This is a genomic window from Burkholderia seminalis DSM 23518 (genome assembly GCF_902832885.1).
Taxonomy (GTDB): domain Bacteria; phylum Pseudomonadota; class Gammaproteobacteria; order Burkholderiales; family Burkholderiaceae; genus Burkholderia; species Burkholderia seminalis.
Window position 1 is genome coordinate 741632 of the sequence record NZ_CADFDK010000001.1, and the last position, 14749, is coordinate 756380.

The 14749-nt window shown below is 61.7% G+C and carries 18 protein-coding genes; 5 read left to right on the top strand and 13 right to left on the bottom strand.

The features are described 5' to 3' along the window. Positions 1-64: 64 nt before the first annotated feature. Positions 65-1036, top strand: a complete 972-nt coding sequence (locus HWX00_RS03355) for a sensor domain-containing diguanylate cyclase (protein WP_049036172.1) — start codon at positions 65-67, stop codon at positions 1034-1036. Positions 1037-1101: 65 nt separating this feature from the next. Here HWX00_RS03355 and HWX00_RS03360 read toward each other — a convergent pair whose 3' ends face one another. The 4 genes from HWX00_RS03360 to HWX00_RS03375 all read right to left on the bottom strand — a co-directional run bounded on the left by HWX00_RS03360 (position 1102) and on the right by HWX00_RS03375 (position 3135). Next, entirely contained in the window at positions 1102-1575 is a 474-nt protein-coding gene (locus HWX00_RS03360; RefSeq protein WP_034186975.1) for a VOC family protein, read from the bottom strand. A 178-nt stretch (positions 1576-1753) separates the two neighbouring features. Then, complete coding sequence (locus HWX00_RS03365) at positions 1754-2293, bottom strand: hypothetical protein (protein WP_034187034.1); 540 nt, start codon at positions 2291-2293, stop codon at positions 1754-1756. Positions 2294-2396: 103 nt separating this feature from the next. Next, complete coding sequence (locus HWX00_RS37260; protein ID WP_124607996.1) at positions 2397-2636, bottom strand: hypothetical protein; 240 nt, start codon at positions 2634-2636, stop codon at positions 2397-2399. A gap of 190 nt (positions 2637-2826) precedes the next feature. After that, on the bottom strand, positions 2827-3135 hold the full coding sequence (locus HWX00_RS03375; RefSeq protein WP_034187035.1) for a hypothetical protein: 309 nt from the start codon (positions 3133-3135) through the stop codon (positions 2827-2829). 185 nt (positions 3136-3320) lie between these two features. Between HWX00_RS03375 and HWX00_RS03380 the strand changes: the two genes are divergently transcribed. Next, on the top strand, positions 3321-4064 hold the full coding sequence (locus tag HWX00_RS03380; RefSeq protein ID WP_175026923.1) for a DUF695 domain-containing protein: 744 nt from the start codon (positions 3321-3323) through the stop codon (positions 4062-4064). Positions 4065-4839: 775 nt separating this feature from the next. On the opposite strand, the gene HWX00_RS03385 is transcribed toward HWX00_RS03380, so the two are convergent. Continuing rightward, positions 4840-5106: a hypothetical protein gene (locus tag HWX00_RS03385; protein ID WP_226193757.1), complete on the bottom strand. Its 267-nt coding sequence runs from the start codon at positions 5104-5106 to the stop codon at positions 4840-4842. Positions 5107-5554: 448 nt separating this feature from the next. Between HWX00_RS03385 and HWX00_RS03390 the strand changes: the two genes are divergently transcribed. Further along, positions 5555-6019 carry a plasmid fertility inhibition factor family protein gene (locus HWX00_RS03390; protein ID WP_175026925.1) on the top strand — a complete coding sequence of 155 codons (465 nt, stop codon included), beginning with the start codon at positions 5555-5557 and terminating at the stop codon, positions 6017-6019. A 42-nt stretch (positions 6020-6061) separates the two neighbouring features. Here the strand turns inward: HWX00_RS03390 and HWX00_RS03395 are convergent, their stop codons facing one another. Together HWX00_RS03395 and HWX00_RS03400 are read right to left on the bottom strand one after the other, a co-directional pair. Beyond that, positions 6062-6577 carry a GNAT family N-acetyltransferase gene (locus HWX00_RS03395; RefSeq protein ID WP_175026926.1) on the bottom strand — a complete coding sequence of 172 codons (516 nt, stop codon included), beginning with the start codon at positions 6575-6577 and terminating at the stop codon, positions 6062-6064. A 615-nt stretch (positions 6578-7192) separates the two neighbouring features. Further along, positions 7193-8305 carry a hypothetical protein gene (locus tag HWX00_RS03400; protein WP_175026927.1) on the bottom strand — a complete coding sequence of 371 codons (1113 nt, stop codon included), beginning with the start codon at positions 8303-8305 and terminating at the stop codon, positions 7193-7195. 417 nt (positions 8306-8722) lie between these two features. Here HWX00_RS03400 and HWX00_RS03405 point away from each other — a divergent pair, with 417 nt between their 5' ends. After that, positions 8723-9811 carry a class I SAM-dependent methyltransferase gene (locus HWX00_RS03405; protein ID WP_226193759.1) on the top strand — a complete coding sequence of 363 codons (1089 nt, stop codon included), beginning with the start codon at positions 8723-8725 and terminating at the stop codon, positions 9809-9811. Positions 9812-10392: 581 nt separating this feature from the next. Here HWX00_RS03405 and HWX00_RS03410 read toward each other — a convergent pair. After that, entirely contained in the window at positions 10393-11103 is a 711-nt protein-coding gene (locus HWX00_RS03410) for a hypothetical protein (RefSeq protein WP_175026928.1), read from the bottom strand. A 58-nt stretch (positions 11104-11161) separates the two neighbouring features. Continuing rightward, on the bottom strand, positions 11162-11812 hold the full coding sequence (locus tag HWX00_RS03415) for an SOS response-associated peptidase (RefSeq protein ID WP_175026929.1): 651 nt from the start codon (positions 11810-11812) through the stop codon (positions 11162-11164). Positions 11813-11892: 80 nt separating this feature from the next. Between HWX00_RS03415 and HWX00_RS36685 the strand changes: the two genes are divergently transcribed. After that, entirely contained in the window at positions 11893-12354 is a 462-nt protein-coding gene (locus tag HWX00_RS36685) for a hypothetical protein (protein ID WP_226193761.1), read from the top strand. Between the two features lie 18 nt (positions 12355-12372). On the opposite strand, the gene HWX00_RS03425 is transcribed toward HWX00_RS36685, so the two are convergent. The 4 genes from HWX00_RS03425 to HWX00_RS03440 are packed head-to-tail and all read right to left on the bottom strand — an operon-like array spanning position 12373 to position 14702. Next, positions 12373-13188, bottom strand: coding sequence for a patatin-like phospholipase family protein (locus HWX00_RS03425; protein ID WP_175026930.1), 816 nt, complete (start codon positions 13186-13188; stop codon positions 12373-12375). Next, positions 13188-13811, bottom strand: coding sequence for a hypothetical protein (locus HWX00_RS03430; RefSeq protein WP_175026931.1), 624 nt, complete (start codon positions 13809-13811; stop codon positions 13188-13190). The genes HWX00_RS03425 and HWX00_RS03430 overlap by 1 nt, the downstream gene beginning before the upstream one ends. A gap of 25 nt (positions 13812-13836) precedes the next feature. Beyond that, on the bottom strand, positions 13837-14166 hold the full coding sequence (locus tag HWX00_RS03435; protein ID WP_175026932.1) for a hypothetical protein: 330 nt from the start codon (positions 14164-14166) through the stop codon (positions 13837-13839). Beyond that, positions 14166-14702: a hypothetical protein gene (locus HWX00_RS03440; protein ID WP_175026933.1), complete on the bottom strand. Its 537-nt coding sequence runs from the start codon at positions 14700-14702 to the stop codon at positions 14166-14168. The genes HWX00_RS03435 and HWX00_RS03440 overlap by 1 nt, the downstream gene beginning before the upstream one ends. Positions 14703-14749 lie beyond the last annotated feature (47 nt).

Here is a 14749-nt window from a genome sequence, read left to right on the forward strand (position 1 = left end):
GCGCGATACTGTCCAACATACGATCCTGTGACCGGCCTTGCAGCCGGGACAAGCGACCAGGCCCATGCAAATCGCACCGAAACCGGCCAACGAGGCGGCTCGACTCGACGCGCTGCATTCGCTGTCGATCCTCGACACGCCGCCCGAAGAGCGATTCGACCGCTTGACGCGTCTCGCGCGCCGGCTGTTCGACGTACCGATCGCGCTCGTCAGCCTCGTCGACGAGAATCGTCAGTGGTTCAAGAGCCACGCGGGCCTCGACGCCACTCAGACATCGCGGGACGTATCGTTCTGCGCGCACGCGCTGCTCGCGGGCGACACGATGGTTATCCAGGACGCGCTGAACGACGGCCGCTTCCACGACAACCCGCTCGTCACCGGCACACCGGGCATCCGCTTCTACGCCGGCCGGCCGCTCGCGGCACCGAACGGCGCCCCCATCGGCACGCTCTGCCTGATCGACACGCGGCCGCGTTCGCTCGAACCCGAAGAACTCGCCCTGCTCGGCGATCTCGCCCACATGACGGAACGCGAAATCGCTGCGCTGCATTTCGCGACCACCGACGAACTCACGCAACTGACGAACCGGCGCGGCTTCGAGATCCTCGCCCGTCATGTGCTGAGCCTGTGCGACCGCCTCGGCCGTCACGCGGTGCTGCTGTTCTTCGACCTGAACGGTTTCAAGGCGATCAACGATCGCTTTGGCCATGCCGAAGGCGATCGTGCGCTCAAGACGTTCGCCGACACGTTGACCGGTGCGCTGCGCGACAGCGACGTGATCGCACGGCTCGGCGGCGACGAGTTCGTCGTGCTGCTGAGCGCCACCGATCTGGCCGACGTCGTCGAGCCGGTCGAACGCGTGACGCAGGCGCTCGCCTTGCGCAATGCGGCCGACGCACGCGGCTACGCGATCCGGTTCAGCGTCGGCCACGTCGCGTACGATCCCGCCCGCCATCCGGGCGTGGCCGACCTGCTCGCATCGGCCGATCAACTGATGTACGAGGACAAGCAGCGCGGCAAGATGACCGGCGCGTAACCGCGGCAAGCCGGCCGCGGGTACTTGCCGCCGCCCCGCCGTTCAGCCGCGGGGGCGCCGCTGCGTCAGCTCCCGCAGGGCGGCGCGCTGGCCATGGCCTCCGCGATCTGCTCGGGCGTCAGGTCGCGCTGATGCGTCGCGAGTGACCAGCGATGGCCGAACGGATCCTCGACCTGGCCGTAACGATCGCCCCAGAACATGTCGGCGGCCGGCATCGTGACCGTCGCACCGGCTGCGACCGCCTTCGCGATCGCCGCATCGGTGTCCGGTACGTACAGATGCAGGCAGACCGACGTGCCTTTCAGCGCCTTCGGCCCGAGCGCGCCGTGTTCGGGCATTTCATCCACCAGCATCAGCGTCGAATCGCCAATCGTGAGGCACGCGTGCGCGAGCCGGCCGTCAGGCATTGCCAGGCGAAACTGTTCGACTGCATTGAATGCGCGCTTGTAGAAGTCGATGGCGGCTGTCGCGCCGGCGCAGATCAGGTGCGGCGTCAGCGTGCGCATCCCTTCCGGGATCGGTTTGACGGACGTGGACATGGGTGTCGCTCCTTCAGTCGGTTGTCGTATCGAAAATCGGGACGGACGCGCGATGCGCACGCCTCCGATGCTACGACGGACGACCACGGCGGAATTCGACACGACGCCCCGCCTATTTTTTGTTTTTTCGCGTCGCGGGTCGCGCGAGCGCCCGAATCGGGCGCCGTCACCCCCGCCGTCACCCCATTCGGTCGGCCCGCTCATCAGGCGCGCCGAACTGACGGCGGCATGCCTCCAGCAATCCGGCCACCGCGTCGAGTGGAAGATCGACAAACCGGGCAATCGGCAGCATCACGCCACCCGGCACCCTGGTGCGCGACGAATGCGGCGAGAACTGGTAGCCGATGTAGCGATTTCCGGCCACGCTGATGATCCGGAATTCGGTGACGTCGCGCCATGGCGTGACGGGTTTTTCACGCGCGGCCCCGATCAGCCTGAAGCCTGTCTCGTCGATATGCAGCGCCATCTTGCGCCGCGACGCGAAGAAGAAGGCCGCGCTGGCCAGCGCCAGCATCGCGGCCAGCGCCGCCACGGGCCAGAGTGCCGGATCGGCCGCATAACCGCACAGGCTCGCCACGGCCAGCACCGCACACACCACCGCCCTTCTCTTCAGGCTCCTGCCATCGACCGCCAGCGTCATCGGCAACTGGCCGATGACCGTTCCCTCGGCGGGATCGACATGCAGGCCGGAATCGTCTGTCACGTGTTCGTCGTTCATTACTCGCTGGCTCGCGTCGACGGCAACCGGCCCATCGACGCGGGTGCCCAATCAGGATTCCAGTCTTGCTTACGCGGCATGCGCCCCGCGCCGACGGCGCCGGTCAATTGCACACCTTGACGGTACCGTTGGTCGTGCACTGACCGACGGCCCAGTGACTCTGCCCTGCCAGATGAGGTGCCATGCCCATGCCGCGAATCGGCTCGGCCGGCGACGCTGCCGGCACGGCTGCCGATGCGGTCTCGGGCGACGGCGGCGGAAGCGGCGCTTCGGGCGCGGCCTGGCAGGCTGCGAGCGCCAGACAAAGCGCGGATCCCAACGGAGCGATAACAGGCCTGGACATGATCTCGTACGCGTTTGCGCGATTCGATTCGGATACCGGCTCGCCGAACCTCGCGCGCCCCTCCTGACCGTTCGGCGCAACCCGCATGCAGTATGGCGACGATTCGATACTACGCCTCGCGATCAGTGTCGTGCTAGCGGCCGTTCGGCCAGGTTCCGCAGTCGACGCCGCAGCGCGCGCGCCGGTCCGCTCAGATTTGCGGAAGATCGCGCAACGTGCGCGACTCGCTCGTTGCATCGATGTCGAGCTCGATGCCTTCCGACGCATCCCGATACAGCACGCGTTTCAGCCTGGGCCCGATCGCGGTGGCGTCCGATGCCGAAAAGATCGCGCGGACATCGCTGCCGGACGCAAGCGCGCGTGCCACGTCCGCCACCGGCGCCTCGCTCGGCGTCGCCGCCCACGACCGGTCGGCCGGATTCACGGCCGCCCAGCGCACGTGCGTCACGCGCGCGCTGAGCGGATCGATTCGGACACCATTCACCGCAAACATCGACATCGGAATCTCCTTCGGATTTTTCTCGCGGCCCGCCACACGCCTGCGGAAAGCCGCAGTCGGCCACGGCTCTCGCCGACGTTCGCGCGCGGCACGCGATCATGCGCGCGTCGCTGCCCACGCGATTTTCGATGATACATTGGGACGCTTTGCAACCGTCAACAGACAATCGTGTACGGGAGAAACACATGACCGACGCCTGGGGAACCTTCCCTGCCAGAATGGGCGACCATCAGGCTTTCATCAGCTTCAACCACAGCTTCGCGGAAATCGCCGAAGGCGATCCGCGCACGTCGCTGCTCACCGTGCGCGTTCCGTTCGCGCATCCGACGCCCGAAGGCCTGCCGGCCGGCGACGAATTCGCCGACCTGGCAAAGATCGAGGATCTGCTGGACGCGGCGATCACCGCGAAAGGCGGCGTGCAGGTCGGCCGCATCACCGTCGACGGCAACCGGGATTTCCTGTTCTACGTGCCGTTCGACGAAGAGGCGGCGGCCGAGATCGTCGACGCGCTGGCCGAACAGACGACCTACGCGCTTCAGTACGCGCACCAGGACGATCCGGACAAGGCATCGTACTGGCAGACGCTATACCCGACCGACGACGACTGGCAGATGATGCGCGACATGCGCGTACTGGATGCGCTGCGGCAGAAAGGCGACGCCAGCGACGTGAGCCGGCGCGTGATGCACTGGGCGTACTTCCCGGACCCGAGCGACGCGCACCAGTTCGCGGACTGGGCCGAAGGGAAAGGCTATCCGGTCGAGTCGGTCGCGCCGACCGAGGACGGCAAGTCGGCCGTACGGTTTTCGCACGAAGGCACGATGGCGCTGGCCGACATCACGCGTCACACGATCGCGATCAATCGCGAGGTGCGTTCACTCGGCGGGGAATACGACGGATGGGAAACCAGCGTCGAACAGGCTGGCTGAGCGGATCGGCATGGCCGTCGCGCACGACGTGACGCGACGCGTCCGGCGCAAAAAACATCCCGGCAGCGTTGTGACACGCCGCCGGGATCAAGGCATCGCCGGCCGAAACCGGCGATGGGCCTGAGGGTTCGCTCAGGCACGAGGAAAACGATGCGTGCTGATCAGGCGAACGGTTGCCGAGGCGCGCCGTGGGTGCCATCGCGCAGCCTGCCGAACGCCTGTCCGGTTCCGCCGACGCGGTCTTCCGGCGTCGGACGGGCAAAAAGCCCCCGCTCCTGCGCGAGCGAGCGGGGAAATAGTTGACCGGGCCGGGGAAGAACGGTCAACCGGCCAAATTGTGATCGCGGGTCACAAGACGGTCTGTGCGGCAACTCACCCTTTGATGACATGCGGCAACGGGCGACAGCCTCATGAGCCGGGCGCGAAATTCCCGGTCGATTGCCGGGCGATACTCGGGTATGTCGACGATTCAGGAAATTTCTGCCTTCATTGAACGGCATGGCCATGCGGCCCACCAGGTCGGCAGCGATTTTGATCAATGTCAGCCGTTACCGGCGTTTTTCTTTTCATGTCTGGTCTTCTATTTTTTTAGTTCACGCGGACGTCCTCGGAATCGGGCCAGTTTCCGGTAAATCACGCGCATTGTCAAAGCAGGTTTATTCTATTTTTCACGCGACGTGATTCCGGCTGCATTTTCTCGCGCCTGATTTTATGAATTGGCGTTTTTCGAACGCAATAGCATAAATTACATCGGAAACGCGGCAACCCGGTTTCATCATCCAGGCGCGCTGCTGGAAAACCAGTCGGCAACCATGTCGACCCAGTCCGGATCGCTGACGATTTCAACGACGGTTTCGCCGACGATTTCGGCAGCCGATGCGTCCGTCGCCACGCCGCCCCCGGAAACCGCCGCACCGGCCTTCGCGATCTCGGTGGATGCGCCGGACCGCGGGTCGGCAAGCCGTTCCAGCCAGTCGACGATATTGGCGCGCGCATCTTCTTCGTCGGCGAAGTCGTTGCGCGCGAGAAAGCGATCGAACACGATCCACGCGAGCGTCTTGCCACGTGAGTCGGATTCGAGTCGCCAGTCGACGACGGCTGTCCGGCCGGACGCCCTGATTTCGAGCGTCGCGGTGAAGCAGTAATCGAGATACTCGATCTCAAGTTTCGACGACATGATTTGCGCCCGTCACTCCGCCCTCTCCAGCCTCATGACGAACCACGCGTGCCGCATTGCGCGCCACTGTGTGAATCTTGCATGACTGTTACAACGCATGTCCTTCCGGCTGGCAGTATCACGACAGTCTCGCCCCCTGTCGATATCGACTGCCGATGCATGACCGCCGCTACTTTGCCACCGGCTTTCCCTGCCCCTGTGCCTATGCGGCGAGTCGTTCCGTTTTTCCATTCCGCGTATCGACCTGCTCCGTTGCCGTGATCGCACTGCTAAACTCGAACCCAAGAACCCGCTCGCACCACCAGAGGAAATAATGACACTCGCCCACGCACAACAAAGCGGCGTGGATGTCTGGATTATCCAGCTCCCCGGACATGCCCCGTATGCCTATACGCACCTCAAGCGGGTATTCTCGTCCGACGACTCGCGACATCGGGTCGTGATGATCGATCTGAAGAAGTTGCTGGCGTGCGCCGACCGCGACACGACGGACTATGTCCTGCCGTCGGTCCAGTACTGGGCCCCGGGAAAAGCCGCGGGTATCCGCACATTCCTCGCTCCGGATCAGGACAGGATTCCCGACATGCCGTTCATCACGTTTCGCGAGACCAGAGCGCGAACGCTGCTCGGCATTCCCGGCCTGTCGAAAATCGGCGTCGCGTCGTTTCGCAACGGCCAGCATCGGGCGCGCTATCTTGCCCATGCGGGCGCGACGGCGCTGCCCGTCGAGATCCACGAGACCGAGGCTGATTTGCTCGTTCGATATTGCGGCGAGTAACGGCGAAGCGCGTCCGGCTTTCTCACCGATACCGGCAAGCCCTCAGGCGTCGATCGCGTAGATCCGATCGGTGACCTCCGTCGGGCCGATGCGGCTCGTTTCGATACCGGCCAGTTGCCAGCCGTTGTGTTCGTAGAAACCGATCGCTCGCACGTTGCCGTCCAGCACCTGCAGGTGGACCTTGCCCGCGCCGATCGACCGCGCCCACGCACGGACGGCTTCGATCATGCGCTTGCCCGTCCCGCAGCCGTGATGCGAAGGATGGACATGCAGGCAGTCGAGCAGCACACCGAGCGCCGGATCGTCAGGACGTTCCGCGCTGACGAAGCCGACGGGCGCGCCGTCCGACTCGGCGATCAGCACCAAGCCCCACTCGTCTTCGTTGCGATCGAGATACTTGCGCCACCGGATCGCGTGCTCTGTCGGCACCTCATCCGACAGGTAGGTGGCCGGAAGGATATGACTGTATGCGGTCTGCCAGCTCTGCGTATGCAGGCGAGCGATGAGGGACGCGTCGTGCGCAGTCGCGGCGCGAAGCGTGGTCCGAGTGTCCGACATGGGTTGGCGACTCCTTGTAGCGTGTTCTATCGATCGGTATGTGTCGTCGCAAAATATACCGTGCCTTGCGAAATGCCTTTCTCGGTGACGCATCGCGGGGGTATCGCTGCATATGCAAAAAAAATCCCGGCGCCTTCATGGGTCGTCGGGATCGAACGGCCCTGCAAAGCATGAGGGCACGAGGAAGGCGATACATTACACCCATGAAAGACTGTTGCGCTTTGTCGGTTGGCGCCAAGTCCCTGTTCCATTCCGCCAATCCAGTCTTCGATGGAATGCCGTAAACGAAAAAAGCCTGCTCGCGCATCACGCGAGCAGGCAAGAAAACGGATCAGCATTCGAGGCACGAGGGCTGTCCAGGAGAGATAACGGCACGGCGCGCGCAAACCTTAGCGGAAAGCAGCAGCGATATCAGCCGATGCTGCGTTCGATGTCGAGCCCAATTTCGACACACGCCCGCTTTGCCTGGCGAACGAGCACCCAGGAGGATTGATGCCGGTGCTTCTAGCGGGATTCGACGGCTTGTGCCGTTGGCCCGCCGCACAACTGGTGGTGGCGATGAACACCGCCTGAAGAATGTCGTCCCAAAGCGGCTGGCTCCGAATGAGCAGCGGATCAGTTGCCCGCGCAGAGAAACTGAACCGTATTCGTGCCGGTTCCGGTGAAAGTGATCGATGCACCCGAATCTTGACTGACCTTCACGGCGTTCGCCGCGGTCGTGTCGTTGGCCGTGCAGGTATAACTCGACGCAGACGTATAAACGGCTGGACCGGTGAGTTTGACCGTGGCGCTGCCGGATGCCAACACGACCGATCCATGCACCATGTGCGGAGCATTCGCGCCGGCACCGGTCGGGCTATAAAGCGGCATTGAACCTGTTCCGCCAGCCGAAATATTTCCTTTTGCGGAATAGTTTCCGGTATCTGAAAACGTGTGCTCGTTGACGCCGGAAAGATTCTGCAACGCAAGCAGCCCGTTCGCAAATATCGCGCGAAGCGACGCGGTCGTTGCATCGCTTCGGATTGCCGCAACCTTGTTCCCTGCACTGCCGAACCACACGACAGCGTCCTTTCGTGGCAATACAATTGCGTTGCCTTCGCCAGTCGTCGTGTTCAAGGCGCTGCTTTGAAACACGATCCCGTTTTCGAAGGCAGTGTTGTTGTTTACGATGCCGACGGCGGCACTGGCGTTGGCCGCGCCGGTCTTCACATCACGGCGTCCCGATGACAACCAGAGCCCCGGGGTGATACCGCTCCGGAACATGTCGTACGGGTCGAGTCCAACGACGGAGCCCTGATTTACAACGTCGATTTCATGCCCTTGAGTCGTTCCGGCGCCCGGCCTTCTCCGCGCTTCGGAGTAGGTGGCATAGGCAGTTTGGACGTGAACCGTATTGTCATTGATTGCATAGCCCGCAACACCCTGAGCGGCCATTGACCCGGTCAGCGAATTGTCCGACGTGCGCGTCGCTCCCAGCAAACCCATTCCACCACCGGCCGATTGCGACCATGTTTGCGCGCACGCGGTCGTACATGGAATCAATGAGTTAAGCCAGGTGAATTGATTTCCGAATGATGCAACGGTGGGTGCCGTGTGGCCGGTTTTCGAGGAAGACGCGCCGTAGGGTTGAGAAGCCGTGCGTGGCAGGCCGGCCGCCGGCTGAGCGTGCGACGGCAACGCGGCCAACGATACGAGCGCGACAAGCAAGCGAATGCGGATGTTCTTCATGGTGAGTGGTCAACCGAGAAGTGAAACGTCGAGAACGAACATGTAATCGAGCAAGTTCCGAGCGACGATCGTGGGCACTTCACACGGCCCGAAATCGAGGCCTGCACAGTATGCATTGTCGTAATCGAACCCGAAAAACCGAAGTGTCGCGGGTCGCCGTGGTCGCCTGGCTGACGCGCACGCATTCCGGCTTGAGGCTCGGGAGATGCTCACGCCGGCCAATCGCGAATCCACCCTGTCACGAGGTCGCGTCGAGGCACGGTTCGAGTTTCGAGAAACGACAAATCCTCCGTGTGCGGCTGCCCCTCGACACGTGTGCGTGCCGATACACCGTCGGTAGTGCACTCCCGAGAATGAAGCAAACGCCGAACGACAGTGGATGGATGATCCCACTTACATGACGTAAGATTGCCAACCGTGACCCCCACCACATCGATGGAGACCGAAATGGTGAAGGCGGCATTGAAGGCGATCGGCAGGCCGATCTGGAAGCGGGTGCAGTTCCGTATCAATGTTGCGATCGATCGGCGCATCGAATCTGACCGGGCAGAAATTGCGCGGCTCAAGCAGGCGACTGTCGACCTTCAAAAAAAGATCGACTCCCTGTACGTCGAGCGCGGATGCACAAGTGAGCATTTCGATCTGGACAAACGCATTGCGAATGCAATCGAACAACGAATCTTCGTTCCATCCGATCCAGTCCTCGACGATCAAGCGCCGTTCATGCAGTACTCGACATGTAGTGCGGCCGATATGCTTCACCCGGAGCATGCACGAGTTTGCGCGATGCTCTGCCTCCCCCCGATGTATCAGCGAAAATTTTGGGAATGGACATACATCATCCACCACCTGAACCGGCTAGGCATGCTCACCCCCGGTCGGCGCGGGCTCGGCTTTGGCGTGGGTCAGGAGCGATTGCCGGCGCTTTTCGCCAAACTGGGATGCTTCATCGTCGCCACTGACGCGCCACCGGAAATTGGACAATCCAGCGGATGGTCCCAAACCGGACAACACAGTAACGCCCTCAACGAGCTGCGATTCCCGAACATCGTGGCCGACGAAATTTTCGATCGCGCCGTGACGCATCAACATTGCGACATGAACGCCATTGCCCCGTCTTTGCGCGATTTTGATTTCAACTGGTCCTCCTGCTGCTTCGAGCACCTTGGCAATCTGGAGGCCGGCCTTCAGTTCGTCATCAACAGCATGGATACACTGAAGCCCGGTGGGGTTGCCGTTCACACGACGGAATACAATCTTTCGTCGAACGACGATACGTCCAGCGAAGGCGGCACCGTGATTTACCGAAAGCGCGATATGGAAGAACTCGTCATGCGGTTACGCAAGCGAGGATACGAGGTTGAGTCGTTCGCGCCAGCACCACACGCGCACGCACTCGATTTCCACGTCGACGCGCCGCCGTACAGCAACAACCCGCATCTCAAATTGAGGTTGGCCGGCTATACAACCACCTCCGCCGGAATCTGCATTCGCCGCAGCGCGTGAGTTCCCTTGTTGTTGGAAGGTTCTGCGAAGGTCGCGCCGTATCCGTAACAGGTGCATACCGGCGCGCCATCAGGAATCTCGACGGCTGCCGAGTACGCGCCATTGGACGGCAATCGGGAAATCAAGTTTCTGATCTCGGCTGGCCGCAGATCGACGCGACTCCGGGCACGTTCGCGTAAAGCAGCGCGGTGCATGCCCTGCCCCACTCGCAGATACGGCAACAGCCACGCGCGGCATGCGTCTGCAACAAGATCGTGAAACGCAAAGGCCCCATGAAAATTCTCTTTGCGGAAGTCAAAACAAAAACGGCACTGTCTTTTGGGACAGTGCCGTTTTTAACTTCTTGATACCGCTAGGAATTCTGTGGGGTGGCTGATGGGACTCGAACCCACGACGACAGGAATCACAATCCTTGAATATTTTCCTTATATTTCAATAACTTACATAAAATCATTGGAATATAAGGTGCTGCAAGCGGCTTATCTGGCGTAGCGAGTTTTGCTCATGTTCCAAGGTATTAGGTAGCGTAAATTATTAAAATTTAGCTCATCCAGGCTACATTTGCACGATCTCAATCGTACTCACCGAGGCACTTTAAGCGGTGGCTTCACACCAATCATGATGAGTACTTTTCCTTGCTGGACATCGGGTCGCCCTTCAACTCTACGTTCTGGTATTATTTTTCCATCAAACAAAGTTGACACGATTAAATCTAAAATGCCGCGAATCTTTGGATTATCTTCGTCTGCTTGATTTGCCCAAACTTGAACACCTACAGGAGCACTCCCACCAAACGCCATTTGTTTTGCACCGCCATCAGGAAGGCTCCAACCTGATGAGATTATAGCATCAGCAAATTGAGATGCATAACTCAACCCCTCCGCATCTCCCATCACCGAACCCAATTCAACCTCTACTCCCGGACGCGCCCGAAACTTTTTTATAATATTCTGTCGCTGCTCGGAATCGATGGCCCGCCATTCAAGTTGCTTTTTTACGCGAAGATTTTCAGCTTCCAAAACTATCGCTTTTTCATTAAGCTCGGCAGCAGCCTTGTTGGCTACAGCCGCCTCACGAATGGCATTTGCCGCTTCCTGATTTGCCAGCGCTGCTTTCTTATTTGCATCTGCGATTTTAGCTTCTGCCTCGACCTTATATTGCGCCAACTCCGCATCTTTTTTGTCTGATATTCTATTACTCACCCGATATTGAGCAACACCAGCCAAAATGCTTAATGAAGCGGCAGCAAAATAAGTAACGGATACGACCCGAAACCACGTATCGTCGTTCATCCCGAGCATATGAGTTCCCCGTCATGACTTGTTGTAGATTGATTTCAACAGTCTACTATTACTCAGTCTCACGTGGAGCTGGCTCCGCAACCATCTGATCCGCTGGATATAGCTGCAGCATCGCGCGTGCCGCATCGACGTTCTTCGTGTGCAACCACTCGTCGTAATCGTCCGGCCGCAGGATCACGACCGACCGTTTCTCGTCGCCGGGCTTGTGCATGTGCTTCATCACAGGGTGCGCGTCGGCGTTGACGGTCAGCATCGCCATGGCGAGCGTTTCGGCGCCGTCCGGGCCGCGCCACGCGCGCCAGATCCCAGCCACGCAGTACGGCTGCCAATCGCCGACGCCGATCCGGTAGCGCACGTGCTTACCGGTCTCCCAGTTCGGTTCGTAGATCCACGCCGCAGGAACCAGGCAGCGCTGTCCAGCGCGCCATGCCGTACGATATACAGGCTTCTCGGCGACGGTTTCGGATCGAGCGTTGACCGTCATGAAGTGCTTCCCCGCCGGCTGGAATGCCTTCGGCATCATGCCGAAGTTCGCAATCACCGCTTCGGCACCGTCGCCGGCCGCGCGCACTATGGGCGCGAGGTAGTCCGGAAAAATCTCGGGCTTCCATGGGAAGCGCCGGTAGAGATCGCTGAACGGCTGGATCTTCAGCTCGCGCAGCTCGTAGTCTTCATGCGACGCGCGGTAGTTGGTGCACATCGCCGTCCCCTATTTTCGTTCTTGACGGCCCCATCTTACCCCGCGCTACACTGTATATCCATACAGTATCGTATCGCATCATGAAACCCAATTGGGCGTATATCTGGGAGTACACGGACCTCGAATCCGGGGAGCGGCGGCGCACGCACGTCCCCGTTACGCCCGGAGAATTTCAGGCCCTGACAGACCAGTTCCTCGACGAATCGGACGCTCGGCCGATCGAAGAAACGAAAGTCGACCGCAACGTCGTGCGGCTTACAGACCCTCACGTCAGGCGTGTTCCTCGGATGCCAAAATTCGATGCCCCGAGCGACTCGGAGCTGCGCGAGCTGTGGCGCACGCATCACGATAAGGAATTCAGGCGCCTGATCCTCGAAATCGTGACGCTTCGCCAATCGCTTCGCAAAATTCTGGATTTTTGGGAATGCGTGGACCGCGTGACCAAAGACGTTGGTGAATTGAGCGGCCCCTTCGGACATTGGCGCAAGCTGTATCTGCTGGTCAGGGACGAGATGCGGCGCGCGAACTCTTGGCCACCGTGAGCTGACGGCGCCCCTCGATCATGCTGCGCGCGCCAGCAAGGTCGCCAGTTCGCCGGCCGTAACCGCGTATCCGTCGTCGTACAGGCGCTCCCGCGTGGCAACCGACATGTGCCGGTCGAATGAGCTGGCATAGCCGGTCGGCACGCGCACGAACGTCGCGCCGGTCAGTTGATCAAGCGTGAGGTGCGTTTCCTCGTTCGAAGCGAGCATGACGTCGATCATCCGCGGTGCGAGCGTCGCGAATCCGTATCGACCAGGCAGAAGCGGAGAATCGTCGGACTCGAGGAAGATCCCCACCCGCGGCACGTCATCGACCGTCAGGTCGCTGACGGGCATGTTGTCGCACATGCCGCCGTCGACGAATAGGCCACCCGCGACGGTGACCGGCACGAATACAATCGGGATCGATGCGCTCGCGCGCGCGGCCAGCGCAATCGGGACGTCAGGCGTCGAAGTCTTCGAGAACTGGAATTCGCGCTCGTTCAACAGGTCCGTCGCGATCACCTTCAGATCGATTTCGAGCTCGGCGAAGGTCTTCCCGCTCGTCACGCCCATCAGATACTCGCGCAGGGCCTCGCCGCTACATAGCGCCTGATGCCGGATCAGCGTCCACGGCGAAAAGCTCATTATCCGCGACCAGTCCATCTCCATCAGCATTTGACGCATTACGTCCAGCGGCACGCCGCTCGCGTACATGCTTGCGACGATCGATCCGCCCGACGTCCCGGCGAGCTCGACGATCGTATAGCCGGCATCCTCGATCGCCTGCAGCGCGCCGAGATGCGCGCCGAGGCGAAAGCCGCTGCCGCTCAGTGCGACGCGAATCGGCTTCATCACAACGGCGCGCCGGCGATCGCTGCCGTGGGGTAATTGACCGCCGGCACCGCGCGCCAGAAGCCATTGATCTCGGCCGGCTGCGGCACGCCTTCGAGCATTTCGAGGCGCTTGTTGAGCGCCTCGAAATTGCGATTCAGATCGTCGGCCGTGAGCACGTCGCCGTGACGGAACGTCGTCATCGCAGCCGGCGCGATCGGCACAGTCGGGACGGACGAGGCGCCCGAGGCCGGCGCGGTCACCGTTGCCGGCGGGAATGCCGCGTCGATCATGCCCTTGATCGTGCCGATCGCCAGCACCGCAGTGACCTGGTCGGACTGCTTCAGCCCGGATTCCTTCACGACCGTGATGAGCAGCGGCGCGACCGCCGACGAGATCGATTGCACACTGACCTGGGTGACCGCCGCGCCAGCCGCGCATGCTGCATCGACCTTCGGGGCGATCTTCTCGTTCAGCGTGACGGCTGCGCCGCCGGTGAAAACGCCGGCCTGCGACAGGGTACTGATTTCGGTCTGAAGCAACGGGCAGACCTTCGAGGCGACCTGTGCGGGCGTCTGGAGGGAGAGCGACGAGCATGCGCTGAACAGCGCGACGGACGCGACAACGCCTGCCGCGAGCAGCATCGAAAAACGCTTCATGGGAGTTTCCTTACTTGAGGGTCTTGATCGCCGTCACCGCGGCGGAAGTTGCCGCGCCGACGACATCGGATGCCGCTGCTGCGGCGGTTGCCTGCCCTGCGAATGCTTCAACGTCGGTTTCGCGGAGCGAGATGGAATAGGAGTTGTCGGATTGATGCGTGAACGTCGCCTCGACGGTCGCCATCTGCTTGCCGTTCCAAACGCGCAGCACGCAACATCCAGCGGGATCGCCGGCCTCGTTGACGAGGGGCGATACGTCGTACCGCGCGATGCCGGCATAGCGCAGCGAATCGCAACCGCCGAATGCGAGGCACGCGGCCAGCACGACGGCCGCGCGCATTACGGCGCCGGCGCGGGTTGCGCCGCAACGGCCGGGACCGCTGCGGGTACGGCGTCGGCGCCTGCCACCGGTGCCGCCGGCGAATCAGCGGTGGCGGAGGTGACCGCGGAAGCCGCCGAGGCAGCTGCAGGCATCGCTGCGGCACCACCACTGCCGGCGCCCGCGAGGCCCGTCAGCGTCACCGGCGTCACCGAGAAGCCGTCGATCCGCGCGGTGACAAGCGATGGCTTGCCCGTCGCCTGATAGACGCCGAGGCCCGCGAGCGTATATGCGATTGCATCGATCAGGCCAGCGGCCGGCGTCAAGCCCCTGGCGACGAGCGCCAGCCACGCGCCAAACAGAAGCAGTCCGGCCAGGAACTTCAGCACGATATTCCCGCCATCCGAGGCCGCGTGATAGATCCCGAGGCCGACGAGCGCATAGCCGATCGCGTCGACAAGAGCGGGCGCCGGCGCGAGACGGGCCAGCACGAGGCCGAGCCAGGTGCCGAACAGCAGAACGCCGGCGATGAACTTCATCCAGGTTGCACGATTCATGAACGAATCTCCGTTTTGTGCCGCGACCGCGGCGAGGTGTAGCGCAT

What these genes read in the sequence shown, in the direction of transcription:
- HWX00_RS03355 (WP_049036172.1), top strand. Translation starts at nt 65, where the DNA reads ATGCAAATCGCACCGAAACCGGCCAACGAGGCGGCTCGACTCGACGCG.
- HWX00_RS03360 (WP_034186975.1), bottom strand. Translation starts at nt 1,575, where the DNA reads ATGTCCACGTCCGTCAAACCGATCCCGGAAGGGATGCGCACGCTGACG.
- HWX00_RS03365 (WP_034187034.1), bottom strand. Translation starts at nt 2,293, where the DNA reads ATGAACGACGAACACGTGACAGACGATTCCGGCCTGCATGTCGATCCC.
- HWX00_RS37260 (WP_124607996.1), bottom strand. Translation starts at nt 2,636, where the DNA reads ATGTCCAGGCCTGTTATCGCTCCGTTGGGATCCGCGCTTTGTCTGGCG.
- HWX00_RS03375 (WP_034187035.1), bottom strand. Translation starts at nt 3,135, where the DNA reads ATGTCGATGTTTGCGGTGAATGGTGTCCGAATCGATCCGCTCAGCGCG.
- HWX00_RS03380 (WP_175026923.1), top strand. Translation starts at nt 3,321, where the DNA reads ATGACCGACGCCTGGGGAACCTTCCCTGCCAGAATGGGCGACCATCAG.
- HWX00_RS03390 (WP_175026925.1), top strand. Translation starts at nt 5,555, where the DNA reads ATGACACTCGCCCACGCACAACAAAGCGGCGTGGATGTCTGGATTATC.
- HWX00_RS03395 (WP_175026926.1), bottom strand. Translation starts at nt 6,577, where the DNA reads ATGTCGGACACTCGGACCACGCTTCGCGCCGCGACTGCGCACGACGCG.
- HWX00_RS03400 (WP_175026927.1), bottom strand. Translation starts at nt 8,305, where the DNA reads ATGAAGAACATCCGCATTCGCTTGCTTGTCGCGCTCGTATCGTTGGCC.
- HWX00_RS03410 (WP_175026928.1), bottom strand. Translation starts at nt 11,103, where the DNA reads ATGAACGACGATACGTGGTTTCGGGTCGTATCCGTTACTTATTTTGCT.
- HWX00_RS03415 (WP_175026929.1), bottom strand. Translation starts at nt 11,812, where the DNA reads ATGTGCACCAACTACCGCGCGTCGCATGAAGACTACGAGCTGCGCGAG.
- HWX00_RS36685 (WP_226193761.1), top strand. Translation starts at nt 11,893, where the DNA reads ATGAAACCCAATTGGGCGTATATCTGGGAGTACACGGACCTCGAATCC.
- HWX00_RS03425 (WP_175026930.1), bottom strand. Translation starts at nt 13,188, where the DNA reads ATGAAGCCGATTCGCGTCGCACTGAGCGGCAGCGGCTTTCGCCTCGGC.
- HWX00_RS03430 (WP_175026931.1), bottom strand. Translation starts at nt 13,811, where the DNA reads ATGCTGCTCGCGGCAGGCGTTGTCGCGTCCGTCGCGCTGTTCAGCGCA.
- HWX00_RS03435 (WP_175026932.1), bottom strand. Translation starts at nt 14,166, where the DNA reads ATGCGCGCGGCCGTCGTGCTGGCCGCGTGCCTCGCATTCGGCGGTTGC.
- HWX00_RS03440 (WP_175026933.1), bottom strand. Translation starts at nt 14,702, where the DNA reads ATGAATCGTGCAACCTGGATGAAGTTCATCGCCGGCGTTCTGCTGTTC.